We start from the raw sequence: 25,734 nt of genomic DNA, 5'->3' as shown, positions 1-25,734 counted from the left end.
ACGTGGGTGGCCGGCGAACGATCGTCGCGTGGTTTCAGGCACGAAAAAGCGTGCAAACCCGGCTGCGAATGCCCATATTAGCCAAGTACGGGTGCCGAACGGACCCGTTTTCGTCCGGCTTCGAGGAAGCGGACGGCATGAGATGGAGGGACCCAGAATGGCCCAGATGAATTTGCCCAGCGTCGCATCCGGAGAGGGCGGCCTCAATCGGTATCTCGAAGAGATCCGCCGGTTTCCGATGCTGCAGCCAGACCAGGAATACATGCTCGCCAAGCGTTATGCCGAGCATGACGACAGGAACGCCGCACATCAGCTCGTCACGAGCCATCTGCGTCTCGTCGCCAAGATCGCCATGGGCTATCGCGGCTACGGGCTGCCGATCGGCGAAGTCGTCTCGGAGGGCAATGTCGGCCTAATGCAGGCGGTCAAGCGCTTCGACCCCGAACGCGGCTTTCGGCTCGCGACCTACGCCATGTGGTGGATCAAGGCGTCGATCCAGGAATATATCCTGCGCTCATGGAGCCTCGTGAAGATGGGCACGACGGCGAACCAGAAGCGGTTATTCTTCAATCTTCGCAAGATGAAGAGCCGCATCCAGGCGCTCGAGGATGGCGATCTGAAGCCCGAGCAGGTACAGCAGATCGCAACACAGCTCGGCGTTTCGACGGAAGAGGTCATTTCCATGAACCGGCGCCTCTCCGGCGACGCCTCGCTGAACTCGCCGCTGCGTGCCACCGAAGGCGAATCGGGCGAATGGCAGGACTGGCTCGTCGACGACAACGAGTCCCAGGAGGAATCGCTCGCCAAGCAGGACGAGCTCGACCAGCGCCGCGGCATGCTGCAGCGGGCCATGGGAATTCTGAACGAGCGCGAGCGCCGCATCTTCGAGGCGCGCCGTCTGTCGGAAGACCCGATCACGCTGGAGGCCCTGTCCGGCGAGTTCGACATCAGCCGCGAGCGCGTTCGCCAGATCGAGGTTCGCGCCTTCGAGAAGGTGCAGAAGGCGGTGCAGGAAAACGTGGTTGCCGACCAGCAATCCCTGCGCACGCTGCGCGATGGCGCATCCGCCTGAGGCAAGCAGGTCGTCGGGATCTCTTGACTTCGGACGAGGTGTGAGTAATGTCCCGTCAAAATCCGCCGGCGTCGAAAGCGTCGGCGGCTTCGCGTTTGTGCCAAGGCTTCATTTCGTTGCGCGGCTGATGCGAATTTCAACAGGATGAACCGCCCTCCCCGCGATCGGCCGCACCGGCCTTCGCAGAGGCGTACACGAACAAACGGATGAGACGATGGCCAAGGCGACCACGATCAAGATCAAGCTTCTTTCGACGGCCGACACCGGCTTCTTCTACGTGACGCGCAAGAACAGCCGCACGATGACCGACAAGATGGTCAAGCGGAAGTACGATCCCGTGGCCCGCAAGCATGTCGATTTCCGCGAAGCCAAGATCAAGTAACCAGCCGCCGGTGATTCATCGGCAAGGTTCGACGGACCAATCGAGAACGCCGCCCATTCGGAGCGGCGTTTTTTGTTTGCGTGCCGTCGCTGGTTGCGCTCCGCCGTCTCCTGCAAGCGCGGCCAGGGCGCCGATGGCGGGCAGTCGGTCCCGGTCACGCAGGTTCATCGCATAGTGCGCGCACGATCCGGCATCGGCCCCGTCGGAATGTCGTGGCGCTGAGGTCTTGGGGCTGTTGCGTTTGCGGCCCGGAAGGCGCGCTGTGCGCCGTGGCAAGGCACAGGGCGTGGGAAACGCCTCGCCTGACGCGGACCATCAAGAACGCGTATCGGCGCCGCCGGAAACGCGCGCAACCCGGTGCGGACGCATGATGCAGCCTGTTCCTGTCGGAAAAACGAGGATCGAATTTGGGGGAACCCGAACGGCCCGGCACTCTGCGCTTGAGGCAAGTGGCCGGTCGGCACTTGTTCGACGGCACGAGGACACCGTCATGTGAACAAGGCCGACCGACCGCCCCACGGGACCCAGGAGATGCGGCGGACCTGAGCATTCCATGGGGTATCCGGAACGCCGTTTCACGCGGAACGGACGTTGGTAACCCGATGCCAAACTGGCTGAAACGTGAATCGTTTGCAACGATATTCGGTGCAATTGAACCGGTTTTGTCCCAAGACGGTTAACACCGGGTTCGCAGCCGGCGCCCTGACGACAAGGCGTTCAGGCGGCGATCGCCGTGCGGTTCCGCCCCTCGTTCTTGGCCTTGTAGAGGGCGGTGTCGGCGGCGCGCATCAGGGATGTCGCATCTTCCCCGCTCGCCGGGTAGACCGCGACCCCGATGCTGACCGTCACCGTGATCTCCGCACCGCCCGGCACGCCGAACGCGGTCGCTTCCACAAATTTGCGGAAGCGTTCCGCGGTGATCTCGGCCGTGCGCTGGTCCGCATTGGGCAGGAGAACCGCAAACTCCTCGCCGCCGAGCCGGCAGGCGAGATCGCTTGCGCGAACGCTGATTTCCAGGCGGCGGGCAAATTCTTGCAGCACGGCATCGCCGACATCATGGCCATGCGTGTCGTTGATCCGCTTGAAGTGATCGATATCGGCGATCATCAGCGAGAACGCGCCCTGGCGCTTGGCCGCCTCGCTCACGGCCCGGCCCATGTGCGCGTCGAGAAAGCGCCGGTTGTGGAGCCCGGTGAGGCCGTCGATGACGGCCAGCTCCAGCGTCCGCTCCACCGTCATGCGCAGCGTCTCGCCATAGCGATAGCGCGCGAGCTGGGTGCGGGCCCGGGCATTCAGTTCGTTCAGATCGATCGGCCGCTGGACATAGTCGTGCGCGCCGAGTTCAAGCGCCTTGGCCGCCGTCTGATCGTCGTCGCTCGCCGTGATTCCGATCAGCGGAAGCGCGCGCGACGCCTCGCTCGAGCGGCAGCGTGCGAGAAAGCGCATCGGGTCCTTGCCGGGTGGGCCGGCCAGATCGACGATGCACAGGACGACGTCCCGGTTCTGGATCGCCTGCAGCGCTTCGTCATGGTCCTCGTAGGACGTGACCCGGCCGATCTCGCTCATCATCCTGCCGACGGCTGCGTTCGCCCGCTTGTCGCTTCCCACGACGACGATCTGCGGCAGCCGAAGCACGGGCGCGTCCACCTGCTCGTCCGCCGTCATGATGTCGCTTGCGGTCTCCGCGCGCCGACGCAGCTCGTCCATCATCTGCTTCAGGCGGGTGAGGCTCCTGACGCGCGAAAACAGCGGCAGGTCGCGCACCGGCTTGGAGAGGAAATCGTCTGCGCCCGCTTCCAGACCCTTCACCCGGTCGGACGGCTGGTCGAGCGCGGTGATCAGAACGACCGGAAGATGGGTCGTCTGCGGATCGGCCTTCAGCCTCCGGCACAGTTCGAACCCGTCCATCTCCGGCATCATCACGTCGCTCAGCACGAGATCCAGAGATTGGGACTTGCAGATCGCGATCGCCTCCGCGGCGCTGGCCGCGGAGATGACATCGAAATATTCGGCAGAAAGCCGCGCCTCCAGCAATCTGATGTTGATGGGATTGTCATCGACAATCAGGATGCGTCCACTCATCGTCTATTCCTGACCTTCACCAAGGAAGGATCGTATGGTTTCGATGAACTTCGGAACCGAAATCGGCTTCGAAATGTAGGCCTCGCACCCGCCTTCGCGGATCCGCTCCTCGTCCCCCTTCATGGCGAACGCCGTCACGGCGATCACCGGGATCTTCTGCAGTTCCGGATCGGCCTTCAGCTGCCGCGTCACGTCGAGCCCGGAGATTTCGGGAAGCTGGATATCCATCAAAATCAGATCGGGCCTGTGCTCACGGGCGAGTTCGACGGCGTTCAACCCACTCTGGGTGCGCACCGTCTCATATCCGTAAGCTTCGATCAGATCGCGAAAAAGCTTCATGTTCAGTTCGTTGTCTTCAACGATCATCACGGTTTTCGCCATCCGGGTCTCTCCTGCCTCGACCTAGGGCCGAATGTTGGGTATCGAGTTAAAACAGTAGGCGCATTTCGTTGAAGAATTGGGAATCAAATCCCGTCTTTTCGTTAAGGGTAACAGGACCTTAAGAATGGTTGTAAGCGACCGGTCTCCCGCCTTCGACCCCGCGGCCATCGCGATCGAGGCGCTCACATACATCGCGTCTGACGAACGCCTGTTCGAACGGTTCTGCGCGATCACCGGCCTGTCGGCCGAAGACGTGCGCAAGGCCGCGTCCGAGCCGGGTTTCCTGGCCGGCGTCCTCGAATTCGTGACCGCCCATGAGCCGACCCTGATGGCGTTCTCGCAGGCGTGCGGACACGCGCCCGAAACGATCGCCGCTGCCCAGCGCGCCCTGCCGGGCGGCCAGCCGCAGGAATGGTACGGCGCATGACGGCCAGAACACGCGGCGTTCCGGTCGCCGACATCGAGCGCAGGCGCGACGCCCTTCTCGTGCTTGATATAGACGAGGTGGTGCTGCAATTCATCGGCCCGTTCCAGACGCTTCTGCGCGAGAACGGCATCGAGCTTCATTTCGACAGCTACAAGCTGACCGGCAATGCGCGCTCGCAGGCGACCGGCGCGGCCCTCGCCTCCGCCGAACTCGATGGTCTCATGCAGCGCCTCTACGCCGAGCAGGCAAGCCGCCAGCCTCCAGCGGAGGGCGTGCAGGCCGCGCTCAGCGCCCTCGATCCGGACGTCGATATCGTCTTCCTCACGGCGATGGACCCGGATTATCACGACGAGCGGCGCGCGACGCTCGATCGCGCCGGTCTTGCCTATCCGATGATCGCCACCGAGCGCTCCAAAGGCGGGGTGGTCGCGGAACTTGCCCGGCGATGGGACGGACCAATCGTCTTCATCGACGATCTGCCGCCCAATCTCGAAACGGTAAGGCGCAGCGTCCCGCATGCCCATCTCGTTCACCTAATGGCCCATCACGGCTTCCGCCCTCACCTGCCGGCGCTGCCGAAAGGCGCGCATGCGGCGCGGGACTGGACCGATGCGGAGCAAATCGTGCGCGCGATCCTCGCCGACGCCCCAAAGCGCCGGGATGCGGCGGCGACGACGACGGGGCGTCCCGGATAATGGTCGCCGGTGCCCCGGCATTCAGCGTGTGCCGCGACTGCCACCATGTCGGGAGCCCGGGCCAAAGGCGGTGTTCGGCCTGCGGCAGTCCGCGTCTTGCGGCCCATCCCGAACTGGGCGGGCTGCAACTTGCCCATCTCGACTGCGACGCCTTCTATGCCAGCATCGAAAAGCGCGACGCGCCGCATCTTGCCGACAAGCCGGTCATCGTCGGCGGCGGGACGCGCGGTGTCGTCACGACCTGCTGCTACATTGCCCGCATTCGCGGCGTCCGCTCCGCCATGCCGATGTTCAAGGCATTGAAGCTGTGCCCGGACGCCGTCGTCGTGCGGCCCGCCATGGAGAAATATGCCGCCGTCGGCCGGCAGGTCCGCCAGATGATGCGGGACCTGACGCCCCTCGTCGAGCCGCTTTCGATCGACGAGGCCTTCATGGATCTGGCGGGCACCGAACGGCTGCATGGCGAACCCTCTGCCGTGACACTCGTCAAGCTGGCCTCGCGGGTGGAGCGCGAGATCGGCGTCAGCGTTTCGATCGGACTGTCCCACAACAAGTTTCTCGCCAAGATGGCCTCCGACCTCGAAAAGCCGCGAGGGTTTTCCGTGATCGGGCGGCGGGACACCCACGACTTCCTGAAAATACGCCCGATCACCGCGATCTGGGGCGTCGGCGATGCGATGGCCGGCAAGCTGAGAGCCGACGGCCTGACCAGGATCGGCCAGTTGCAGGAGATGGAAGAGGCCGAGCTGATGCGCCGCTACGGCGTGACCGGCGCGCGGCTGTCGCGCCTGTCGCGCGGAATCGACATGCGCAGCGTCGAGCCGCGGGGCGAGGCCAAGAGCATCTCCGCCGAGACGACGTTCAGCGTCGATCTATACCGCATGGACGAGCTCGTTCCGATCCTGAGGCGCCTCAGCGAAAAGGTGTCCGCCCGTCTGAAAGCGACCGACCTCGCAGCGACGGGCATCACGCTGAAGCTGAAGAGCGCGGACTTCAAGTTGCGCACGCGCCAGCGCAAGCTCGCCGATCCGACACGGCTCGCCGACCGGATCTTCGCGTGCGGACGCGCCCTTCTCGAAAACGAACTGGACGGCACCCGGTTCAGGCTGATCGGTATCGGCTGCGCCGGCTTTGCTCCTGCGGCGACGGCCGATCCCGACGATCTCGTCGATGCCGGTTTTGCCAAGCGCGCCAAGGCGGAAGCCGCGCTCGACCTGTTGCGAAACCGGTTCGGCGAAGGCGCCATCGAAACCGGCTTCACCTACCGCGCGACGCCGCCCAAGTCCGACCCGCACCGATCCTGACGAGCCTTGCCGGCCAAAGCATCCCGTGCCTGTTCGGACGCGGAATGCTCTGGCCGTCTCTTTGATTTCACGCATCGGGCTTTCCGAATACCGGTTCCGAACTTCGGGCCGACGCTCCAGGCGAAAGCGCGATATCCGTTCGCCTCCCTCCCCCGGCGTGAACATCGCACGCGCACCGCACCAGGCGAGCCGTACGCGTCACCCGAAGTCCGCGACGATCTGCGCTCAGACCAGTTCCACGTCGACGACACCCTGAGCCGCCTTGATCGCGCTCGCGACCTGCGGCGACACCCGGTACTTGTCCTGAAGCATGATCTCCACCTCCCGGCCGCCATCGTCCCGCAGAAGAACGATCGACACCTCGCTGTCGCCGCGCGTTTCGAGATAGGATCGGAAGGCCTGGATGGGGCTCTCGTCGCGCACGAAAATGCGCAGCGCCTTCTGGGTCCGCACCGCTTCGTCTTCCAGGGACTGGACGTTGCTCGCCCGGAAGGAGACGCCCTCGGGCCGCTCCTCGGCCTGCGCCGTCACGATCACCGAGACGCCCGGCTCGAGCGCATCGCGAAACGCGTAGAGCGCCTCGGAAAACAGCACGATCTCGTACTGGGCGCTCGCATCCGACATCTGGATGATGCCGATCTTGCCGCCCGACCGGGTCTTTCGCTCCTGCCGACTGGTGACCGTTCCGGCCAGGCGCACCGCGCTCGCGCCGCGCTTGACCGCCGCGACCGCGTCGGCATGCGACTGCACGCGCAGCCGCTTGAGCGTCGCCTTGTACTCGTCGAGCGGGTGGGCCGACAGGTGGAACCCGATCGCCTGGAATTCGCGCATCAGTTTCTGGGACGAGGTCCACAGCGCCGAAGGCGCAAGGCGCAGCGGTTCGGGCTCGGAGGAGAGCGAGCCGAAGATATCGGCCTGTCCGGAGGTCCGGCTTTCGGCGATCCGCGCCGCATAGCCCATCATCCGCTCGACATTGCCCATCAGCACCGCACGCTCGTGGCCGAAGCAGTCGCAGGCGCCGGCCGCGATCAGGAACTCGAACGTGCGCTTGTTGACGATCTTCGGATCGATGCGGCCGCAGAAATCCTCGAGCGACCTGAACGGCGCATCGCCCCGCCTCTCGACGATATGATCGACGGCGTGCTCCCCGACGCCCTTGATGGCGGCGAGCGCGTAGAAGATGCGCTTGTCGCCGACCTCGAACTTCTTGAACGAGGTCTGGACCGAAGGCGGAACCACCTCGATCCCGAGGCGCTTGGCATCGAGGCGGAAATCATTGAGCTTTTCGGTGTTGCCGGCATCGAGCGTCATCGACGCGGCCAGGAACTCCGTCGGGTGGTTCGCCTTCAGATAGGCCGTCTGGTAGGCGACGAGGGCGTAGGCTGCGGCGTGCGACTTGTTGAAGCCGTAATTGGCGAACTTGGCGAGCAGATCGAAGATCATGTCCGCCTTCTTCTTGGTGACGCCGCGCTCCACCGCGCCGTCGACGAAGCGAACCCGCTGCTTGTCCATCTCGGCGCGGATCTTCTTGCCCATCGCACGGCGCAGCATGTCGGCCTCGCCGAGCGAGTATCCCGAAAGAACCTGTGCGATCTGCATCACCTGTTCCTGATAGATGATGACGCCTTGCGTCTCCTTCAGGATCGGCGCGATCTTGTCGTCGATGAAGTCGGCTTCTTCCTCGCCGTGCTTGCGCGCATTGTAGGTGGGGATGTTCTCCATTGGGCCGGGCCGATAGAGCGCGACCAGCGCGATGATGTCCTCGAACACGTCCGGGCGCATGCCGATCAGCGCCTTGCGCATGCCGACCGATTCCAGCTGGAAGACGCCGACCGTCTCGCCGCGCGTCAGCATGTCGTAGCTCGGCTTGTCGTCGAGCGGGATCGCCGACAGGTCGATCTCGACCCCCTTGCGGGCGATGAAGGACACCGCCGTCTGCAGGGTCGTCAGGGTCTTCAGGCCGAGAAAGTCGAATTTGACGAGGCCGGCCGGCTCGACCCATTTCATGTTGAACTGGGTGACGGGCATGTCCGAGCGCGGATCGCGATACATCGGGACGAGCTTCTGCAAGGGCCGGTCGCCGATCACGATGCCCGCCGCATGGGTCGAGGCGTGACGATAGAGCCCCTCGAGCTTCAGCGCGATCGAGATCAACCGATCGACGATCTCCTCCTCTTCCCGCGCTTCCTTCAACCGCGGCTCTTCCTCAAGCGCCTGCGCCAGCGTGACCGGATTGGCGGGATTGGCAGGCACCAGCTTGCAGAGCTTGTCGACATGGCCGTACGACATTTCGAGAACGCGGCCGACATCGCGCAGCACGGCGCGCGCCTGCAGCGTTCCGAACGTGATGATCTGGCCGACCTGCTCGCGCCCGTACTTTTCCTGCACGTAGCGGATCACCTCCTCGCGGCGATCCTGGCAGAAGTCGATGTCGAAATCCGGCATCGATACGCGCTCGGGATTGAGGAAGCGCTCGAACAGCAGGGAGAAGCGGAGCGGGTCGAGGTCGGTAATGGTCAGCGAATAGGCGACCAGCGAGCCGGCGCCCGAACCTCGCCCTGGACCGACCGGAATGCCCTGGTTCTTCGCCCATTTGATGAAGTCCGCAACGATCAGGAAGTAGCCGGGAAACTCCATCCGCTCGATGATGGTCAGCTCGAAATCGAGCCGCTCGCGATATTCCTCGACCGTATGGCCCGGCGCAATGCCGAGCTTGTCGATGCGCAGTTCCAGCCCCTCGAACGCCTGGCGGCGAAGCTCGGCCGCCTCCACCTTCATGGCTTCGGCCGGATCGGCGTCGGCGCCGGCAAAGCGAGGCAGGATTGGATGTCGGAGCTTCGGGCGGAAATTGCAGCGCCTGGCGATCTCCAGCGTATTGTCGAGCGCCTCGGGCAGATCGGCGAAGAGTTCCGCCATCTCGTCCTGGGATTTCAGGCAGTGATCGCGCGTGAGGCGGCGACGGTCCTCGTGGCTGACGAGCCGGTTCGATGCAACCGCCAGAAGCGCGTCGTGCGCGTCGTAATCCTCCGGACAATAGAAATAGGGCTCGTTCGTCGCGACGATCGGCAGTTCGTGCGCATAGGCGAGCTGCAGCGTCTCGGCCTCGATCCGCCGATTGTAGCCGGACTGGCGCTGCAGCTCGACATATAGTCGGTCGCCGAAGATCGCCTTCAACCGAACCAGACGCGCCTCCGCGATCGCGTGGCGGTCGGCACCGAGCGCCACGCCGAGAGGACCCAAGGGTCCGCCTGTCAGAACGATGACGCCCTCGCAGAACGCGTCCAGCCATGCAGCCTTCACATGCGGCCGCGCATTGTCGTCGTGACCGAGATAGGCCTTGGAGACGATCTCGACGAGATTGGCATAGCCGACCTCAGACGCGGCGATCAGCACCAGGGAGGCCGGCGGCAGCGACGCACGCTCGCGGTCGTTCTCGCCATCCTCGAAATCGACGTCGAGCTGGCAACCGATGATCGGCTGCAATCCGCTCTTCGACGCTTTTTCCGAAAATTCGAGCGCGCCGAACAGATTGTTCGTGTCGGCGATGCCGACGGCCGGCGCATTGTCCGAAACTGCGAACTTGATGATCTGATCGATTTTCAGCGCGCCCTCGAGAAGCGAAAACGCGCTGTGGCTGCGCAGATGAATGAACGTCAGTCGGTCAGTCGTGTCCGTCATCGTGCCTCATCCTCGCGGTTCCCGGTCCCCGATCACGGGACAATCGGCTGGGCGCCATCGGCTGGCACCGGACTTGCGGCTTTGCCCGCAGCGTTCGAATAGGCTTCGAGACCTCAACAAAGCCTTGCCGCCGGATCCGTATCGAACCCGGCACGCATCGTCCGGCCGAAGGGTACGCCGCGCGTGGGGCGGGGTAAACGCGCCGCGTGCGCGCGTCCACAATCTTTCGGCCGCGCTGTCGTCCCTGCCTAGAATCCCTGGACGATCATCATCAGCGACACCACGAAACCGCTCACCGCCACCAGGGACGCCACGTCCTTCGCCAAACCGTCCATTCGCTCGCTCCTTTGCGTCGTTGCATCCTGACATATCCAATATGTTCTTGTTTTGTTCCGCCTGTCAACGGCATGACGCGACGTCCGTTTTCAGAACGCGCGAAGGCATGCGGCGATTGCCGGCCGGCGGCACGGTAAGAAGGAGGTGGAACCGGACGCACATGCGCATGCGCCGTCCTGCGACGCCGGCGCTGGATGTTGCGAACGAAGATCGGAAATGCGGTATCGCGCGGAAAGTGAAGACGGTGCTCAGACCGACTTTGGAACGATCCGTCCGCCATGAAGCGTCACGATCCGGTCCATGCGGGACGCAAGCTCGTGATTGTGGGTGGCGATCAGCGCCGCCAGCCCCTGTTCGCGCACGAGCGTCGTCAGGGATTGGAAGACGTGATCCGACGTCGTCGGATCGAGATTGCCGGTCGGCTCGTCGGCCAGAAGCACCTGCGGCTCGTTCGCGACGGCCCTTGCGATCGCAACGCGTTGCTGCTCGCCGCCGGAAAGTTCGGCCGGGCGGTGCTCGGCTCGGGCCGAGATTCGCATGTAGCCGAGCAGGGTTTTCGCCCGTGCCTGCGCATCCTTGCGCGAACGCCCGAGGATGAGCTGGGGAATCATGACGTTCTCGAGCGCGGACAGTTCGGGCAGCAGATGGTGGAACTGGTAGACGAAGCCGATCGCGCGCCGACGCATGGCCGTGCGCGCCTTGTCGTCCAGCCTGGAACAGTCACGATCGCCCACCACCACGTCGCCGCTCGTCGGTTTTTCGAGAAGGCCGGCGATCTGCAGAAGCGTCGATTTTCCCGAGCCGGACGGGGCGACCAGCGCAACCATTTCACCGGCCGAAATCGCCATGTCGGCACCGTCGAGCACGGTGAGTTCGTTCTCGCCCTGCAGAAACCTGCGGCCGACGCCCTTGAGTTCGAGTGCTATGCTCATTCGTAACGCAATGCCTCGACAGGATCCAACCGGGACGCCTGCCAGGACGGAAGAATCGTTGCAAGAAAGGACAGGCCGATGGCCATGAGAACGACGAGAACGACCTCCGAGGCCTGAACCTCCGCCGGAAGCTCGCTGAGGAAGTAGATCTCGGAGCTGAACAGGTCGACGCCCGAAAGCCAGGAGAAGAACCAGCGGATTCCCTCGATGTTCAGACAGAACAGGAGCCCGATCACGAAGCCCGCGATCGTGCCCGACACTCCGATCGAGGCGCCGGTGATGAAGAAGATGCGCATGATCGAGCCGCGCGTCGCGCCCATCGTGCGCAGGATCGCGATGTCGCGCCCCTTGCCCTTCACCAGCATGAACAGGCCGGAAATGATGTTGAGCGCGGCGACGATGACGATCAGCGTCAGGATGATGAACATCACGTTGCGCTCCACCTGGAGGGCGGAGAAGAAGGATTGGTTCTGGCTTTGCCAGGTCACCGAATAGACCGGGCGTTCGGCCGCGGCTTCGATCGCAGGCTGAAGCTCTGCCACCGCGTCGGGATCGTCGACGAAAACCTCGATGGACTGGGTCTGCCCTTCGGAATTGAAGAAGAGCTGCGCTTCGCCGAGCGGCATGTAGATGAATCCGGCGTCATATTCCGACAGTCCGATCTCGAAGATCGCGTCGATCGGATAGGACTTCACCCGCGGCGTCGTGCCGAGCGGCGTCACGTCGCCTTCCGGCGAGATCAGCGTGATGCGGTCGCCGAGAAGAAGGCCGAGCCGTTCGGCAAGCCGGCTTCCCACCGCAACGCCCTCGCCCGTGTCGAAATTGTCCAGCGTCCCGTGCTTGATATTGCCGGCGACCGGTGTGAGCTTTTCCAGGGCCGATTGCGGCACGCCCTTGACGAGCGCACCGGTGGACGCGGTGCCGGACCCTTGCGACAGGATCTGGCCCTGAACCAGGGGCATGGAATAGGCGACGCCCGGAACCTCGTCGATCCGCCCGGCGATCGCGTCGTAGTCGGTCAATGGCTGGTCGATCGGCAGGACGATGACATGGCCGTTGACGCCGAGAATACGGCTCATGAGCTCGGTGCGGAAGCCGTTCATCACCGACATGACGATGATGAGGGCCGCGACCCCCAGCATAATGCCGACGAACGAGAAGCCGGCGATCACCGATACGCCAGCCTCGCGCTTGCGGGAACGAAGATAGCGCCCGGCGAGCAGCCATTCGAAACGGGAGAAAGGCGCAGCGCCCTTCGTATCGCGCGCATCGGGGTTCACGGCCGTGTCGGACGGTCCGGCGATCACGAAGACACTCGGGCGATGATCTGATCCATCGCTATGGTTTCGCGCACTCCGCTTGCGCGATCCTTGATTTCCGCTTCGCCGGTCTTTGCGGAGCGCGGCCCGACGATCACCTGGGTCGGTAGTCCGATCAGATCCATGGTGGCGAACTTCGCGCCGGCCCTCTGGTCGCGGTCGTCGTAGAGAACGTCGATGCCGGCCTGTTTCATCTGTGCGTAGAGCGTCTCGCACGCTGCATCGCAATCCGCGTCGCCCGGCTTCATGTTGATCAGCCCGACGTCGAACGGCGCGATCGCCCGCGGCCAGACGATCCCGCTCTCGTCGTGGAAGGCCTCGATCGCGGCGGCGACCAGCCGGCTCGGGCCGATGCCGTAGGAGCCCATGTGAACCGGAACGTCCTTGCCGTCGGGTCCGGTGACGAAAGCCTTCATGGCCTCGGAATATTTCGTCCCGAAATAGAAGATGTGGCCGACCTCGATGCCGCGCGCGCTCAACTGGCTCGCGGGATCCACTCTGCTCCAGGCCGCCTCCTCGTGCATCTCGTCCGTCGCCGCATAGGGCGTGGTCCACGCCTCGACGATCGAGGCGAGTTGGCCGGCATCGTCGAAATCCACGTCGGCGGGCGGCACGGCCATGTCGAGATAATCGCGATGGCAGAACACCTCGCTTTCGCCGGTGGAGGCGAGAATGATGAATTCATGGCTGAGATTGCCGCCGATCGGACCGGTGTCGGCCCGCATCGGAATGGCCTTCAGTCCGCAGCGGTGGAACGTCCTGAGATAGGCGACGAACATGCGGTGATAGGCGTTCGTCGCGCTGTCCACATCGAGATCGAACGAATAGGCGTCCTTCATCAGGAATTCGCGACTGCGCATGACGCCGAATCGCGGACGCACCTCGTCGCGGAACTTCCACTGGATCTGGTAGAGATTGAGCGGCAGGTCCTTGTAGGACCGGACCGAGGACCGGAAGATGTCGGTCACCATCTCCTCATTGGTCGGCCCGAACAGAAGTTCGCGCTCCTGGCGGTCCGCAATCCGCAGCATTTCCTTGCCATAGGCGTCGTAGCGGCCCGATTCGCGCCACAGGTCCGCGGACTGGATCGTCGGCATCAGGATCTCGACCGCGCCGGAACGGTTCTGCTCCTCGCGGATGATGTTGCAGACCTTGTTGAGAACCTTCAGACCAAGCGGCAGAAACGAGTAGATGCCTGCCGCCTGCTGGCGAATCATGCCGGCCCGCAGCATCAGCTGATGCGAGACGATTTCCGCCTCTCTCGGCGTTTCCTTCAAGATGGGCAGGAAATATCGAGACAGGCGCATCATAAACTCTTACATTCACGTGGAAACCCGCCGGACCCGGGGTCCGGCTTTCGCCTGCCGGTTTAACGGTTCGTTTCCGCTATGGGAAGCGCCATTTCGGCGTCACGCCCAAGCCTGATATCGCACCCGTCCGAAGCATATCGGAAGACCACACGCACCGCGTGAACATCCCGAAACATGCACAAATAAGATGCAATTGCCACGCCTGCCTAAATGATCGGGCTCAATCAAATTCTGCGTGACAACGATAGGCGATTTGCATATCTTACGTTCCGTAGTCACGGCTTCGACAGAAAAGCCGGAACATGCGGTCTAGTCTTGGGAGGACGTGATTTCCCGGCGCGGCAAACCGCAGCCCCGCCCGCAAGGGTGGTCGGAAATCCAGACACGCGATTTCATGATGCAAGGCTTCGGCCTTGCATTTTTTTTGCCCGTCACCCGATGAAAGATTCGGCAGCCCGCTCCGGCGTCCCACCCATTCCCTCTTGTGTCGCCGTGCGGCGATCAGGCCGACGGCGCCGGGATGAAGACGGGGAAATCCGAGAAGCCGAAACCGATCACTTCGGTGACGGTATAGAACGCGGCGAAGACGATCACCGCGAAGATCGTCGTGATCATCGCCTTGCGCAAGATACGCGGATTGCTCGGCGTTCCCTCCTGGGTACCGAGAAGCTGGTCCTCGCCCTCGGGAATTCGGTTGCCGAACGGCAGGACGGCGAACAACACCGTCCACCAGATGATGAAGAAGATCGCAAGACCGGAGACCCAGCCCATAAGTCACCTCGTTTCGAACGCCGATCGCGTGGCGCGCTGGTTTTGCATCGACCCTTGCCCTCAGCTTTACGGTGTTTGCCGCAAAATGATGAGACAAGGGGATGCGGCGATTGCGCCCGGCGCTCCGGCGTCAAACCTCTTCCAATTCGGTCAGCGTCCCGAAAAGGTCCGACGGGTGCAGGAACAGGACCGGCTTGCCGTGCGCGCCGATCGTCGGCTCGCCGTCTCCCAGGACGCGCGCTCCCTGCGCGACCAGCCGGTCGCGGGCGGCACGAATGTCGCTGACTTCGTAGCAGACATGATGCATGCCGCCCCTGGGCGTCCTGGCGAGAAACGCCGCGATCGGCGAATTCTCTCCCAGGGGCTCGAGCAGCTCGATCCTTGTGTTCTCGAGCTCGACGAACACGACGGTCACGCCATGCTCCGGCAGGGCCAGGGGGTCGGAGACGCGCGCACCCAGAGTATCGCGGTAGCGCGCTACCGCCCGGCCAAGGTCCGGGACGGCGAGTGCCACATGGTTCAGGCGTCCGAGCATTCCCGTTTCCTTCAGTCCATCGTGATGAAGACGGTGGTCAGGGGCTTCTTGCCCCAGATGTCCTGCGCCGCATTGCGGACCGCCTTGCGGACGGCTTCGCGCACGAGCTTCGGGTCCTTGCGACGCCCGACCGGAATGCTCTCGACGGCACCGGCCGCCGCGTCGACCAGAAGATCCTCGAGGTCCTCGCCGGTCTCGTCCTCGATCGGAAGACCGATGGAGACGAGGTCCGGATCGTCCTTCAGGTTGCGCTTGGCATCGAGCTCGATCAACACCGACACCTGACCCACGAAGGACAACCGGCGACGCTCGATGATGCCCATGTCCTCGGCGGTGCCGAGAAGGCGACCATCCTTGTAGAGGCGCCCGAACGGCACTTCGTCGATGATCGCGCCCTTGCCCGGGAAGAGCTGGACCATCTTGCCGTTGCGCGCCTCCACGACATGGGGCACGCCGAGTTCGCGCGCGAGATCGGCATGGGCTGCGAGGTGCGCCGGCTCGCCATGCGCGGGTATCGCTGTCTGCGGACGGGTCCACTCGTACATCTTGCGAAGCTCGTTGCGGCGGGGATGGCCGGACACGTGGACGAGACCGTCGCCATCCTCCAGGATCTTGACGCCGCGCTCGAGGAACGAATTCTTGATCTCGATGATCGGCTTCTCGTTGCCCGGAATGGCGCGCGAGGAGAAGATCACCAGATCGTCGCGGGTGAGCGCGACGGTCGGATGCTCGTCGCGCGACAGCCGAGCGAGTGCGGCGCGCGCCTCGCCCTGGCTGCCGGTCAGGATGATCACGACCTTGTCGCGCGGCACGTAGCCGAAATCCTGCTCGGACAGGAATTCGGGGACATCGTCCATATAGCCGAGCTCGCGCGCGACATCGACGGTGCGGCGCATGGAGCGCCCCATGAGCAGAACCTGGCGGCCCGAATCGGTCGCGGCCTTCGCCACCGAGCGGATGCGGCCGACGTTCGAGGAGAAGGTCGTCACCGCGACCCGCGCCTTGGCGGCGGTGATGATCTTGGTCAGCGATGCCGCCACCTCCGCCTCGCTCGGGCTGTCGCCCTCGCGCATGGCGTTGGTCGAATCGCAGATCAGCGTCATCACGCCTTCGTCGCCGATTTCCCGCAGACGCTTCTCGTCGGTCGGCGCACCCAGCACCGGGGTCGGGTCGATCTTCCAGTCGCCGGTGTGGATGACGGTGCCGGCACCGGTGCGGATGGCGAGCGCCACGGGGTCGGGGATCGAATGCGTGACGTTGATCGCCTCGATCTCGAAGGGTCCGACCTTGAACCGGTCGCCGGCACGGAACACCGTCACCGGGATCTTCGGAGCGCCCGGCTCGCCCTCGCGCTTGGCGGCCAGCAGCCCGGCGGAAAACTCCGTGGCGTAGACCGGAGCCTTCAGCCGCGGCCACAGGTCGAGCAAGGCGCCGTAATGGTCCTCATGGGCGTGGGTGATGATGATGGCCTTGAGCCGGTCGACATGCTCCTCGATGAAGCGGATGTCGGGGAAGACCAGATCGACGCCGGGCATGTCCGGCCCTGCGAAGGAGATTCCGCAATCGACCACGATCCACTCGCGCTCAGCCTCCGGACCATAGCCGTAGAGGGCGAGGTTCATACCGATCTCGCCGATGCCGCCCAGCGGCACGAATACCAATTGTGTCAAGCTTTCAATCTTTCATGCGTTTAGCGCGGCGCATCCCGCGCGCCGGGCTGTTTCGTTCATCTCAGTTTCGTTCGTTGGCCGCGCCACGGCTCCGGCCGCGTCGCGCGAGCGCGTCATCCGCAGAGAGCGCTCAGGAAAAGAATATGTCACCCGCTGATATAGGCATCGTCGAGCCATCCGCGAGAGCCAGTCGCAGGCGACCGTCACGCTCCAGCCGTTCGAACGTCCCTTCGAGCGTCCGGTCGCTCAGTCTGACGGTGCAAGGCAGCCCCACCCCGACGGCGTCCTTCAGCCAGTCGCGGCGAATATCGTCAAAATTGCTGCCGCGCGCAAACCGTTCCAGCTGCCGCGACCATTCGTCGGCAAGTGTTTCGAACACCGGTTCGCTGCCGCCGCGATAGCCTTCGTCGCGCAACGACGTCACGGCGTAGGGCGCATCCTCCGGCTTGTGCTCGATATTGATGCCGCACCCCATGACCATTGCGGTGCGTCCGTCCACGAGTCGACTGGATTCCAGCAGGATACCGACAAGCTTGCGCCCACCGGCCAGGACGTCGTTCGGCCATTTCGTCTGCGCGTGCGATCCGACGAAGCGGGCGACGGTGTTACGGATGGCGAGCGAGGCGACAAAGGGAAGTTGCGCCAGTGCCGCCTGCGGGGCGACCTCGATGCCGAGCCAGCTGGCATAGAGGTTGCCGCGCTCCGAGATCCAGGCGCGGCCCCTGCGGCCGCGGCCCTCGACCTGCCGTTCGGCGGTGATCCAGAGATTTCCCGGATCGCCCGAACGGGCCGCCTCCATCGCCAGCGTGTTGGTCGAGGAAACATCCCCGAACGAGAGCCGGCGATATTGGCGCGATACCGCCTGCGCCGTCATCAGAAGAACGAACTTGCGGCCGCTCCCGCCGCGGAGAACACCGGTCCTCCGACAAAGAGATAGATCGGGAAGACGAAGAGGCCGGCGACCCACAACACCACCTTCAACTCGATGGGCGCGGGAAGGAAGGGCTTGGCCTCCTCGTCGAACCACATCACCTTGACGATGCGAAGATAATAGTAGAGCGCGACGACGCTGGTCAGGACGCCGATGATGGCGAGCGCGAAGAGCCCCGCCTCGACGGCCGCCATGAACACGAAATATTTGGCGAAGAAGCCGGCCAGCGGCGGAAGCCCGGCGAGCGACAGCATCATCATGGTAAGGAACGTCGCCATCACCGGATTGGTGCGCGACAGGCCCGCCAGATCCTCGATCTGGTCGACGGGCCCGTCGTCGCGGCGCATCGCCAGGATGACGGCGAAGGTTCCGAGCGTCGTGGCCAGATAGATCGCCATGTAGAGCGCGACGCCGCGCACGCCTTCCATGTTCGCCGCCGCGAGGCCCACCAGCGCGTAGCCCATGTGGGCGATCGAGGAATAGGCCATCAGACGCTTGATGTTGGTCTGGCCGATGGCCGCGAAGGCGCCGAAGCCCATGGAGGCGATCGAGATGAAGATGATGATCTGCTGCCAGTCGATCGCGATCGGAAGGAACCCTTCCATCGCGAAGCGGACCGTCAGCGCCATGGCGGCGACCTTGGGTGCGCCGGCGAGCAGCGCGGTGATCGGCGTCGGCGCGCCCTCGTAAACGTCCGGCGTCCACATGTGGAACGGCACGGCCGAGATCTTGAAGGCGAGGCCCGCCAGGACGAAGACGAGACCGACGAGAAGGCCGAGCGAACGTTCGCCCTCGGCCAGCGTCAGCGCGATCGCCGTCAGTTCGATCTGGCCGGTGAAACCGTAGATCATCGAGGCGCCGTAGAGCAGCATGCCGGACGACAGCGCGCCGAGAACGAAATATTTCAGGCCCGCTTCCGTGGAACGGACGCTGTCCCGGTTGATCGCGGCCAGAACATAGATCGCCAGCGACTGGAGTTCGAGGCCGAGATAGAGCGTGATCAGATCGCCCGCCGAGACCATGACCAGCATGCCGAGGGTCGACAGGACGATCAGGACCGGGAACTCGAACCGGTTGAAGCGTTCGCTTTCCGCATAGGCCGCCGACATCACGATGGCCGAGGCCGAACCGATCAGGACAAGGACCTTCATGAAGGACGCGAAGCCGTCGCTGACCATCGAGCCGTTGAACGCGATGCCCTGGGGCGCGATGAAGACCAGCCACAAGGCGGCGATGATCAGAAGCGCAACCGACAGCGACGTCACCAGCTGCGGGTTCTTGCTTCTCGAAAAGACGCCGACCATCAAAAGCACCATCGCACCGATGGCGAGGATGAATTCGGGCCCGACGATCGACAGGCTGCTCGTGAGCGTGTCCGAAACCATATTCCAGCGGTCCCCGCTTCAGTTGGCCTCAGCGACGGACGAGGCAGCTTCCAGTCCGGCACTGTAGGTATTCAGGAGATGATCGACGGACGCTGCGGTCACGTCGAAGACCGGCATCGGATAGACACCGAAGAAGATGACGAGAACGATCAGGGGATAGAGCAGGATCTTCTCGCGGCGCGACAGGTCGAGGATCGAGCGAAGGCTCTCCTTTTCCAGCGCGCCGAACACGACGCGGCGATAGAGCCACAGGGCGTAGGCCGCCGAGAGGATGACGCCCGTCGCCGCGAAGATCGCCACCCAGCTGTTCACCTGAAACACGCCCATCAGGACGAGGAATTCGCCGACGAAACCGCTCGTGCCCGGCAGGCCGACATTCGCCATGGTGAAGATCAGCATGGCCGCCGCATATTTCGGCATGCGGTTCACGAGCCCGCCATAGGCGGCGATCTCGCGGGTGTGCATCCGGTCGTAGACGACGCCGACGCACAGGAAGAGCGCGCCGGAAATGAGGCCATGGGAGAGCATCTGGAAGATCGCGCCCTGGACGCCCTGGGCGTTCGCGGCGAAAATTCCCATCGTCACGAAGCCCATATGGGCGACGGAGGAATAGGCGATCAGCTTCTTGATGTCCTCCTGCATCAGGGCGACGAGCGAGGTGTAGATGATCGCGATCACCGAGAGGGTGTAGACGAGCGGCGCGAAATCCAGCGAAGCGATGGGGAACATCGGCAACGAGAAACGCAGGAAACCATAGCCGCCGAGCTTCAGGAGAATGCCGGCCAGGATGACGGAGCCGGCCGTCGGCGCTTCCACATGGGCGTCGGGCAACCAGGTATGCACCGGCCACATCGGCATCTTGACCGCGAAGCTCGCGAAGAAGGCAAGCCAGAGCCAGGTCTGCATCGAAGCGGGAAAATCGTAGGCGAGAAGCTCGGGAATGGAGGTCGTTCCCGCCTCCCAATACATCGCCATCATGGCGACCAGCATCAGCACCGAGCCGATGAAGGTGTAGAGGAAGAACTTGTAGCTCGCATAGATCCGGCGCTTGCCGCCCCACACGCCGATGATCAGGAACATCGGAATGAGGCCACCTTCGAAGAAGATGTAGAAGAGGATGAGGTCCAGCGCGCAGAACACGCCGATGACCAGCGTCTCCAGCACGAGGAACGCGATCATGTATTCCTTCACCCGGCTCTGAACGCTTTCGAAGCTCGCCAGAACGCAGATCGGCAGCAGGAAGGTCGTCAGGATCACGAACAGCATCGAAACGCCGTCGATGCCCATCCGGTATGAGATACCGGTGCCGAGCCATTCGGCTTCCTCGACGAACTGGAAGTTCGTCGTCTCGTAGTCGAACTCGCCCCAGATCCAGAGCGAGACGACGAACGTGAAGATGGTGGTCAGCAGCGCGACATTGCGGATGTTCCGGCGTGCCAGTTCGTTGTCGTCCTGAATGAACAGGATGAGCAACGCGCCGACGAGCGGCAGGAACGTGACGGTCGAGAGGATCGGCCAATCGGTCATCAAAGGGCTCCCCCGATCATCATCCAGGTGACGAGCGCTGCGACACCGATCAGCATCGCGAATGCGTAGTGATAAAGGTAACCGGTCTGGAGCTTCACGACCCGGTTGGTGACGTCGAGCACGCGCCCGGACACGCCGTCGGGCCCGTACCGGTCGATGATCCCCATGTCGCCCCGCTTCCACAGGGTCCGGCCGAGCCACTTGGCGCTGCGCACGAACAGGACATTGTAGAGCTCGTCGAAGTACCACTTGTTCAGGAAGAACTTGTAGAGGCCGCGATGGGTCTCCGCCTGCCGTTTCGGCATTGCCGGATTGGCGATGTAGAACCAGTACGCGAGCGCGAAGCCGAGCGCCATCATCACCGTGGGAATGATCGCCACGCCGAAGGCGACTTCATGCATGTCGTGCAGAATGTGGTTTTCCGCGCCGGTGAAAAGCGCCGTGCCCCAGAAATGCTCATAGGCCTCGCCGATGAACTCGTGCTCGAACAGCATGCCGGCAAACAGCGCGCCGAATGCGAGAATGAAGAGCGGGATGGTCATCACCCAGGGCGATTCATGCACATGATGCATGACGTCGGCCGACGCCCGCGGCTTGCCGTGGAACGTCATGAAGATCAGGCGCCAGGAATAGAAGCTCGTCAGGAGCGCGGCGATCACGGTCATGCCCCAGCCATACATGGCGAAGGCGTTGTGCCCGACAAATGCCGCCTCGATCACACCGTCCTTGGAGAAGTAACCGGCGGTGAATGGGAAGCCGGTGAGCGCCAGCGTTCCGATGACCATCGTCCAGTAGGTGATCGGAATATGCTTTCGCAGCCCGCCCATCCTGCGCATGTCCTGCTCGTCCGAGACCGCGTGAATGACGGAACCGGCACCGAGGAACAGCAGCGCCTTGAAGAAGGCATGGGTGAAGAGATGGAAGATCGCCACCGAATAGGCGCCGACGCCGAGGGCGACGAACATGTATCCGAGCTGCGAGCAGGTCGAATAGGCGATGACGCGCTTGATGTCGGTCTGCACGAGACCGATCGTCGCCGCGAACAGAGCGGTCGTCGCACCGACGACGGTCACCACGGTCAACGCGGTATGGCTGAGCTCGAACACCGGCGACATGCGCGCCAGCATGAACACGCCGGCCGTCACCATGGTCGCGGCGTGGATCAGCGCGGAGACCGGCGTCGGCCCTTCCATCGCGTCGGGGAGCCAGGTGTGCAGGCCGATCTGCGCCGACTTGCCCATGGCACCGAGGAACAAGAGGAGACAGACGCAGGTGATCGCGCCGCCCATGGTGAGCGAATAGCCGGCGAAATCAAGCACGACGGCGCCCATGTCGACGGCGCCTTCGGCGGCCGCGCCGGCTTCCGCGCCCTCGCCCATGGTGGCGGCGACAGCGGCCGCGCCTGCGAAGATCGTGTCGAGATTGACCGACTGGAAGATGGCGAAGACGCCGAAGATGCCGAGCAGGAAGCCGAAATCGCCGACCCGGTTGACGACGAACGCCTTCATGGCCGCCGCGTTGGCCGAGGGCTTCTTGTACCAGAATCCGATCAGCAGATAGGAAGCGAGACCGACGCCTTCCCAGCCGAAGAACATCTGCACGAGGTTGTCGGCCGTCACCAGCATCAGCATGGCGAAGGTGAAGAGGGAGAGATAGGCGAAGAACCGCGGACGATGCGGATCATGGTGCATGTAGCCGATGGAATAGATGTGGACGAGCGCCGAGACGGTGTTCACCACCACCAGCATGACGAGCGTCAGCCGATCGATCTTCAGGGCCCAGGACACGTCGAGACCGCCCGACTGCATCCAGTGCAGGAGGGAGATCGAAGCGATGGGTTCGGCGGCGTCGAACGTGAAGAAGCCGACCCAGGACAGGAAGGCCGCGATCACCAGGAAGCTCGACGTTATGTATTCCGATGCCTTGGCGCCGATCGCGTGACCACCGAGCCCGGCGATCAGGAAGCCGACGAGCGGCAGGAGGACGATGATCTGATACACGGGTCGATCAGCCTTTCATCGTGTTGACGTCGTCGACGGCGATGGAGCCGCGATTTCTGAAGAAGACCACCAGGATCGCGAGGCCGATCGCGGCCTCCGCGGCGGCCACCGTCAGGACGAACAGCGCGAACACCTGGCCCGCAAGATCGTTCAGGAACGCCGAGAACGCCACGAAATTGATGTTCACGGCGAGCAGAATGAGCTCGACCGACATCAGGATCGTGATGATGTTCTTCCGGTTCATGAAAATGCCGAAGACGCCGATCACAAACAGGATCGCCGCGACGGTCAGGTACTGGCCGAGACCGACTTCCATACTATTCAAGCCCCTCGTCCTTTCATATTCAAATGCCGCGTCCGCTCTCGACCTTCTTGATCTCGATCGCCGTCGCCGGATTGCGCGCCACCTGATCGGGGATCGACTGTCTGCGGACCTTTTCCTTGTGGCGAAGCGTCAGGACGATCGCCCCGATCATCGCGACGAACAAGATCAGACCCGCCAGCTGAAAATAGAGGATGTAACGGGTGTAGAGCACGTTGCCGAGCTGTTCGATGTTCGACCCGCCGCCGACTTCCGACATCGGCAGGGCGGTCGCGATTGCGAGCGTGGGATCGGCCAGCGTTCCCGAACCCGCGATGATCAGCTGCGCCAGCAGCAGCACCGCGATGATCGCGCCGAACGGCGCGTACTGCACCGCGCGCCGCTTCAGCTGGCCGATGTCGAGATCGAGCATCATGACGACGAAGAGGAACAGGATGGCGACCGCGCCCACATAGACGACGATCAGGATCATCGCGAGGAACTCGGCGCCGGCCAGGAGGAACAGGCCCGCCGAGGCGACGAAGGTCAGGATCAGAAAGAGCACCGAGTGAACCGGGTTCTTCGAGAAAACCACCATCATCGCGGCACCGACCGCAATGAACGCGAAGATGTAGAAGAAGAATGCCTGGAGACCGAGCATCGAAGCTCCCTGTTGTCACTCTCGCGGCCCCCTCGCCCGTTCGGGACGATGATGCGAGCCGCCGATTCCGACGCCGAGTATGTGGTTCGGCTTCGCTTACCTGTATGGCGCGTCGAGTGCAATGTTGCGTGCGATTTCTCGCTCCCAACGATCGCCGTTCGCCAGCAATTTGTTCTTGTCGTAATAGAGCTCTTCGCGCGTCTCCGTCGCGAACTCGAAGTTCGGGCCCTCGACGATCGCGTCCACCGGGCAGGCTTCCTGGCAGAAGCCGCAATAGATGCACTTCACCATGTCGATGTCGTAGCGCACCGTGCGGCGGGTGCCGTCGTTCTGGCGCGGTCCGGCCTCGATGGTGATCGCCTGCGCCGGGCAGACCGCCTCGCACAGCTTGCACGCGATGCAGCGCTCCTGGCCGTTCGGGTAGCGACGCAAGGCATGCTCGCCGCGGAACCGCGGAGAAACGGGACCCTTCTCGAACGGATAGTTGAGCGTCGCCTTCGGCGCGAAGAAATAGCGCATGGCAAGGCCGAACGCCTTGACGAACTCGATCAGGAAGAGAGATCGGACAGTCTGTGCGATTGCTGACATCGTATGGATTCCCGAATTCGTTTCTTTCGGCCCCGGAGCTTGATGCGCGCCGCGTCGTATGGCGGCGCAGCCAAGCTCCCGCGAGCTTCGACGATGATGTGTCGTTTCGCCATCGACCGGTCGCCGACGGATAGTCAGATGTGCCGGGGTCACCGGCCGCGTCCTGGTGTCCCGCACCGCTAGAGCAGATAGGTCCCCGCGTACCAGCCGGCGACGGGAAAGAAGATCAGCTGCGAGATCTGGACGATCCCGATCACCAAGCCACCTCCGCCGCCCTCGGTCGGCCTCTGCTGCTCGATCCTGGCCTTCACGAGACCGAGGATGAAGACGTCGGCGATCCCGATGGCCAGTCCGATCAGCGCACCGAGGACCCCCATCGACATCATGCGGCCGCCGCGCCCCAGCCGAAGATCTGGACCACGAACGCCGTGATCACGACCATGGCGAGCGAGATCGGCAGGAACACTTTCCAGCCGAGGCGCATGAGCTGATCATAGCGGTAACGCGGCACGAACGCCTTGACCATGGCGAACATGAAGAAGACGAGGCCGGCCTTGAGCGTGAACCAGATGAAGCCGGGAACCCAGGTGAAGGGCGCGAAGTCGAACGGTGCGAGCCAGCCGCCGAGGAACAGGATCGTCGTCAGGCAGCACATCAGGGTGATGGCCGCATATTCGCCGAGCATGAACATCATGTACGGCGTGGCCGAATATTCGACCATGTAACCGGCGACGAGCTCCGATTCCGCCTCGGGCAGATCGAAGGGCGGGCGGTTCGTCTCGGCGAGCGCCGAGATGAAGAACACGATGAACATCGGGAAGAGGCCGAGCCAATGCCAGTCGAGGAAGGTCGACGGCAGCCCCACCATGGTCCCGAACCCGGTCGTTTGCGCGATCACAATGTCGGTCAGGTTCAGCGATCCGACGCACAGGAGGACCGTGACGATGACGAAGCCGATCGAGACCTCGTAGGACACCATCTGCGCCGCCGAGCGAAGTGCGCCGAGAAAGGCGTATTTGGAGTTGGAGGCCCAGCCGCCCATGATCACGCCGTAGACCTCCAGCGAGGAGATCGCAAAGACATAGAGAATGCCGACATTGATGTCGGCGATCACCCAGCCGCTCGCCACCGGGATGACGGCGAAGGTCGCGAGCGCCAGCGTCACCGCGACGAGCGGCGCGAGGAGGAACACCGGCTTGTCCGACGAGGCCGGAATGATCGGTTCCTTCAGCGCGAACTTGAGGAGGTCGGCGAACGACTGGAAGAGGCCGAAAGGCCCGACGACGTTGGGGCCGCGGCGCATCTGCACCGCCGCCCAGATCTTGCGGTCGGCCAGGAGGATGTAGGCGATCAGCACCAGCAGCACGACGATGAACAGCACGCTCTGCGCCGTGATGACGAGGGCCGGCCAGAGGTAGAGCGAGAAGATGTCAGTCAAGACGCGTCG

General features: G+C 63.5%; 23 protein-coding genes. 5 read left to right on the top strand and 18 right to left on the bottom strand.

The features are described from left to right. Window positions 1-157: 157 nt before the first annotated feature. Together rpoH and rpmG are read left to right on the top strand one after the other, a co-directional pair. Window positions 158-1,072: an RNA polymerase sigma factor RpoH gene (gene rpoH, locus U0C82_RS10225; protein WP_416186657.1), complete on the top strand. Its 915-nt coding sequence runs from the start codon at window positions 158-160 to the stop codon at window positions 1,070-1,072. A 214-nt stretch (window positions 1,073-1,286) separates the two neighbouring features. After that, window positions 1,287-1,454: a 50S ribosomal protein L33 gene (rpmG, locus tag U0C82_RS10220; protein ID WP_322187009.1), complete on the top strand. Its 168-nt coding sequence runs from the start codon at window positions 1,287-1,289 to the stop codon at window positions 1,452-1,454. A gap of 717 nt (window positions 1,455-2,171) precedes the next feature. Here rpmG and U0C82_RS10215 read toward each other — a convergent pair. Next, window positions 2,172-3,536 (bottom strand): PleD family two-component system response regulator, encoded by a 1,365-nt coding sequence (locus tag U0C82_RS10215; RefSeq protein WP_322187008.1) that lies wholly within the window; start codon window positions 3,534-3,536, stop codon window positions 2,172-2,174. A gap of 3 nt (window positions 3,537-3,539) precedes the next feature. Further along, window positions 3,540-3,917 (bottom strand): response regulator, encoded by a 378-nt coding sequence (locus U0C82_RS10210; RefSeq protein WP_322187006.1) that lies wholly within the window; start codon window positions 3,915-3,917, stop codon window positions 3,540-3,542. Window positions 3,918-4,041: 124 nt separating this feature from the next. Between U0C82_RS10210 and U0C82_RS10205 the strand changes: the two genes are divergently transcribed. Genes U0C82_RS10205 through U0C82_RS10195 form a run of 3 tightly spaced genes read left to right on the top strand, consistent with a single transcriptional unit; the run spans window position 4,042 to window position 6,343 of the window. Then, window positions 4,042-4,344, top strand: coding sequence for a DUF3572 domain-containing protein (locus U0C82_RS10205; protein WP_322187005.1), 303 nt, complete (start codon window positions 4,042-4,044; stop codon window positions 4,342-4,344). Further along, window positions 4,341-5,039 (top strand): hypothetical protein, encoded by a 699-nt coding sequence (locus tag U0C82_RS10200; protein ID WP_322187004.1) that lies wholly within the window; start codon window positions 4,341-4,343, stop codon window positions 5,037-5,039. Before U0C82_RS10205 ends, U0C82_RS10200 begins: the two co-directional genes overlap by 4 nt. After that, window positions 5,039-6,343, top strand: a complete 1,305-nt coding sequence (locus U0C82_RS10195) for a DNA polymerase IV (RefSeq protein WP_322187003.1) — start codon at window positions 5,039-5,041, stop codon at window positions 6,341-6,343. The genes U0C82_RS10200 and U0C82_RS10195 overlap by 1 nt, the downstream gene beginning before the upstream one ends. Before the next feature lie 225 nt (window positions 6,344-6,568). On the opposite strand, the gene dnaE is transcribed toward U0C82_RS10195, so the two are convergent. The 16 genes from dnaE to nuoH form a co-directional block, all read right to left on the bottom strand. Continuing rightward, window positions 6,569-10,021, bottom strand: coding sequence for a DNA polymerase III subunit alpha (gene dnaE / locus U0C82_RS10190; protein WP_322187002.1), 3,453 nt, complete (start codon window positions 10,019-10,021; stop codon window positions 6,569-6,571). A 584-nt stretch (window positions 10,022-10,605) separates the two neighbouring features. Next, the gene (locus U0C82_RS10185) at window positions 10,606-11,289 is read right to left on the bottom strand and encodes an ABC transporter ATP-binding protein (RefSeq protein ID WP_322187001.1); all 684 of its coding nucleotides are present in this window, start codon (window positions 11,287-11,289) and stop codon (window positions 10,606-10,608) included. Then, the gene (locus tag U0C82_RS10180) at window positions 11,286-12,593 is read right to left on the bottom strand and encodes a lipoprotein-releasing ABC transporter permease subunit (RefSeq protein ID WP_416186670.1); all 1,308 of its coding nucleotides are present in this window, start codon (window positions 12,591-12,593) and stop codon (window positions 11,286-11,288) included. The genes U0C82_RS10185 and U0C82_RS10180 overlap by 4 nt, the downstream gene beginning before the upstream one ends. After that, window positions 12,593-13,915: a proline--tRNA ligase gene (proS, locus tag U0C82_RS10175; RefSeq protein ID WP_322187000.1), complete on the bottom strand. Its 1,323-nt coding sequence runs from the start codon at window positions 13,913-13,915 to the stop codon at window positions 12,593-12,595. Before proS ends, U0C82_RS10180 begins: the two co-directional genes overlap by 1 nt. 504 nt (window positions 13,916-14,419) lie before the next feature. Beyond that, window positions 14,420-14,689, bottom strand: a complete 270-nt coding sequence (locus U0C82_RS10170) for a DUF1467 family protein (RefSeq protein WP_322186999.1) — start codon at window positions 14,687-14,689, stop codon at window positions 14,420-14,422. Window positions 14,690-14,819: 130 nt separating this feature from the next. Then, window positions 14,820-15,224: a methylmalonyl-CoA epimerase gene (mce, locus tag U0C82_RS10165; protein WP_322186998.1), complete on the bottom strand. Its 405-nt coding sequence runs from the start codon at window positions 15,222-15,224 to the stop codon at window positions 14,820-14,822. Window positions 15,225-15,235: 11 nt separating this feature from the next. Then, window positions 15,236-16,846, bottom strand: a complete 1,611-nt coding sequence (locus U0C82_RS10160) for a ribonuclease J (RefSeq protein WP_322187416.1) — start codon at window positions 16,844-16,846, stop codon at window positions 15,236-15,238. A gap of 178 nt (window positions 16,847-17,024) precedes the next feature. Continuing rightward, the gene (locus U0C82_RS10155; RefSeq protein ID WP_322186997.1) at window positions 17,025-17,768 is read right to left on the bottom strand and encodes a biotin--[acetyl-CoA-carboxylase] ligase; all 744 of its coding nucleotides are present in this window, start codon (window positions 17,766-17,768) and stop codon (window positions 17,025-17,027) included. Further along, complete coding sequence (gene nuoN / locus U0C82_RS10150) at window positions 17,768-19,210, bottom strand: NADH-quinone oxidoreductase subunit NuoN (RefSeq protein ID WP_322186996.1); 1,443 nt, start codon at window positions 19,208-19,210, stop codon at window positions 17,768-17,770. The genes U0C82_RS10155 and nuoN overlap by 1 nt, the downstream gene beginning before the upstream one ends. Before the next feature lie 18 nt (window positions 19,211-19,228). Next, on the bottom strand, window positions 19,229-20,737 hold the full coding sequence (locus tag U0C82_RS10145) for an NADH-quinone oxidoreductase subunit M (protein ID WP_322186995.1): 1,509 nt from the start codon (window positions 20,735-20,737) through the stop codon (window positions 19,229-19,231). Beyond that, window positions 20,737-22,737, bottom strand: a complete 2,001-nt coding sequence (gene nuoL / locus U0C82_RS10140) for an NADH-quinone oxidoreductase subunit L (RefSeq protein ID WP_322186994.1) — start codon at window positions 22,735-22,737, stop codon at window positions 20,737-20,739. Before nuoL ends, U0C82_RS10145 begins: the two co-directional genes overlap by 1 nt. Before the next feature lie 7 nt (window positions 22,738-22,744). Then, a complete protein-coding gene (gene nuoK, locus U0C82_RS10135) occupies window positions 22,745-23,053 on the bottom strand; it encodes an NADH-quinone oxidoreductase subunit NuoK (RefSeq protein WP_322187415.1) in 309 nt (102 codons plus the stop codon). A 28-nt stretch (window positions 23,054-23,081) separates the two neighbouring features. Beyond that, entirely contained in the window at window positions 23,082-23,699 is a 618-nt protein-coding gene (locus U0C82_RS10130; RefSeq protein WP_322186993.1) for an NADH-quinone oxidoreductase subunit J, read from the bottom strand. Window positions 23,700-23,795: 96 nt separating this feature from the next. After that, window positions 23,796-24,287, bottom strand: a complete 492-nt coding sequence (gene nuoI, locus U0C82_RS10125) for an NADH-quinone oxidoreductase subunit NuoI (protein WP_322186992.1) — start codon at window positions 24,285-24,287, stop codon at window positions 23,796-23,798. Between the two features lie 179 nt (window positions 24,288-24,466). Continuing rightward, window positions 24,467-24,673, bottom strand: a complete 207-nt coding sequence (locus U0C82_RS10120; RefSeq protein WP_322186991.1) for a hypothetical protein — start codon at window positions 24,671-24,673, stop codon at window positions 24,467-24,469. Beyond that, a complete protein-coding gene (gene nuoH / locus U0C82_RS10115; RefSeq protein WP_322186990.1) occupies window positions 24,670-25,725 on the bottom strand; it encodes an NADH-quinone oxidoreductase subunit NuoH in 1,056 nt (351 codons plus the stop codon). Before nuoH ends, U0C82_RS10120 begins: the two co-directional genes overlap by 4 nt. Between the last annotated feature and the right edge of the window lie 9 nt (window positions 25,726-25,734).

The sequence above is a fragment of the Fulvimarina uroteuthidis genome, from assembly GCF_034321785.1.
Classification (GTDB): Bacteria; Pseudomonadota; Alphaproteobacteria; order Rhizobiales; family Rhizobiaceae; genus Fulvimarina; species Fulvimarina uroteuthidis.
This window is presented reverse-complemented; position numbering and strand designations above follow the sequence as displayed.

Bases quoted from the DNA above. Each gene is read 5' to 3' on its own strand.
- rpoH (WP_416186657.1), top strand. From the start codon at position 158: ATGGCCCAGATGAATTTGCCCAGCGTCGCATCCGGAGAGGGCGGCCTC.
- rpmG (WP_322187009.1), top strand. From the start codon at position 1,287: ATGGCCAAGGCGACCACGATCAAGATCAAGCTTCTTTCGACGGCCGAC.
- U0C82_RS10215 (WP_322187008.1), bottom strand. From the start codon at position 3,536: ATGAGTGGACGCATCCTGATTGTCGATGACAATCCCATCAACATCAGA.
- U0C82_RS10210 (WP_322187006.1), bottom strand. From the start codon at position 3,917: ATGGCGAAAACCGTGATGATCGTTGAAGACAACGAACTGAACATGAAG.
- U0C82_RS10205 (WP_322187005.1), top strand. From the start codon at position 4,042: ATGGTTGTAAGCGACCGGTCTCCCGCCTTCGACCCCGCGGCCATCGCG.
- U0C82_RS10200 (WP_322187004.1), top strand. From the start codon at position 4,341: ATGACGGCCAGAACACGCGGCGTTCCGGTCGCCGACATCGAGCGCAGG.
- U0C82_RS10195 (WP_322187003.1), top strand. From the start codon at position 5,039: ATGGTCGCCGGTGCCCCGGCATTCAGCGTGTGCCGCGACTGCCACCAT.
- dnaE (WP_322187002.1), bottom strand. From the start codon at position 10,021: ATGACGGACACGACTGACCGACTGACGTTCATTCATCTGCGCAGCCAC.
- U0C82_RS10185 (WP_322187001.1), bottom strand. From the start codon at position 11,289: ATGAGCATAGCACTCGAACTCAAGGGCGTCGGCCGCAGGTTTCTGCAG.
- proS (WP_322187000.1), bottom strand. From the start codon at position 13,915: ATGCGCCTGTCTCGATATTTCCTGCCCATCTTGAAGGAAACGCCGAGA.
- U0C82_RS10170 (WP_322186999.1), bottom strand. From the start codon at position 14,689: ATGGGCTGGGTCTCCGGTCTTGCGATCTTCTTCATCATCTGGTGGACG.
- mce (WP_322186998.1), bottom strand. From the start codon at position 15,224: ATGCTCGGACGCCTGAACCATGTGGCACTCGCCGTCCCGGACCTTGGC.
- U0C82_RS10160 (WP_322187416.1), bottom strand. From the start codon at position 16,846: ATGAACCTCGCCCTCTACGGCTATGGTCCGGAGGCTGAGCGCGAGTGG.
- U0C82_RS10155 (WP_322186997.1), bottom strand. From the start codon at position 17,768: ATGACGGCGCAGGCGGTATCGCGCCAATATCGCCGGCTCTCGTTCGGG.
- nuoN (WP_322186996.1), bottom strand. From the start codon at position 19,210: ATGGTTTCGGACACGCTCACGAGCAGCCTGTCGATCGTCGGGCCCGAA.
- U0C82_RS10145 (WP_322186995.1), bottom strand. From the start codon at position 20,737: ATGACCGATTGGCCGATCCTCTCGACCGTCACGTTCCTGCCGCTCGTC.
- nuoK (WP_322187415.1), bottom strand. From the start codon at position 23,053: ATGGAAGTCGGTCTCGGCCAGTACCTGACCGTCGCGGCGATCCTGTTT.
- U0C82_RS10130 (WP_322186993.1), bottom strand. From the start codon at position 23,699: ATGCTCGGTCTCCAGGCATTCTTCTTCTACATCTTCGCGTTCATTGCG.
- nuoI (WP_322186992.1), bottom strand. From the start codon at position 24,287: ATGTCAGCAATCGCACAGACTGTCCGATCTCTCTTCCTGATCGAGTTC.
- U0C82_RS10120 (WP_322186991.1), bottom strand. From the start codon at position 24,673: ATGATGTCGATGGGGGTCCTCGGTGCGCTGATCGGACTGGCCATCGGG.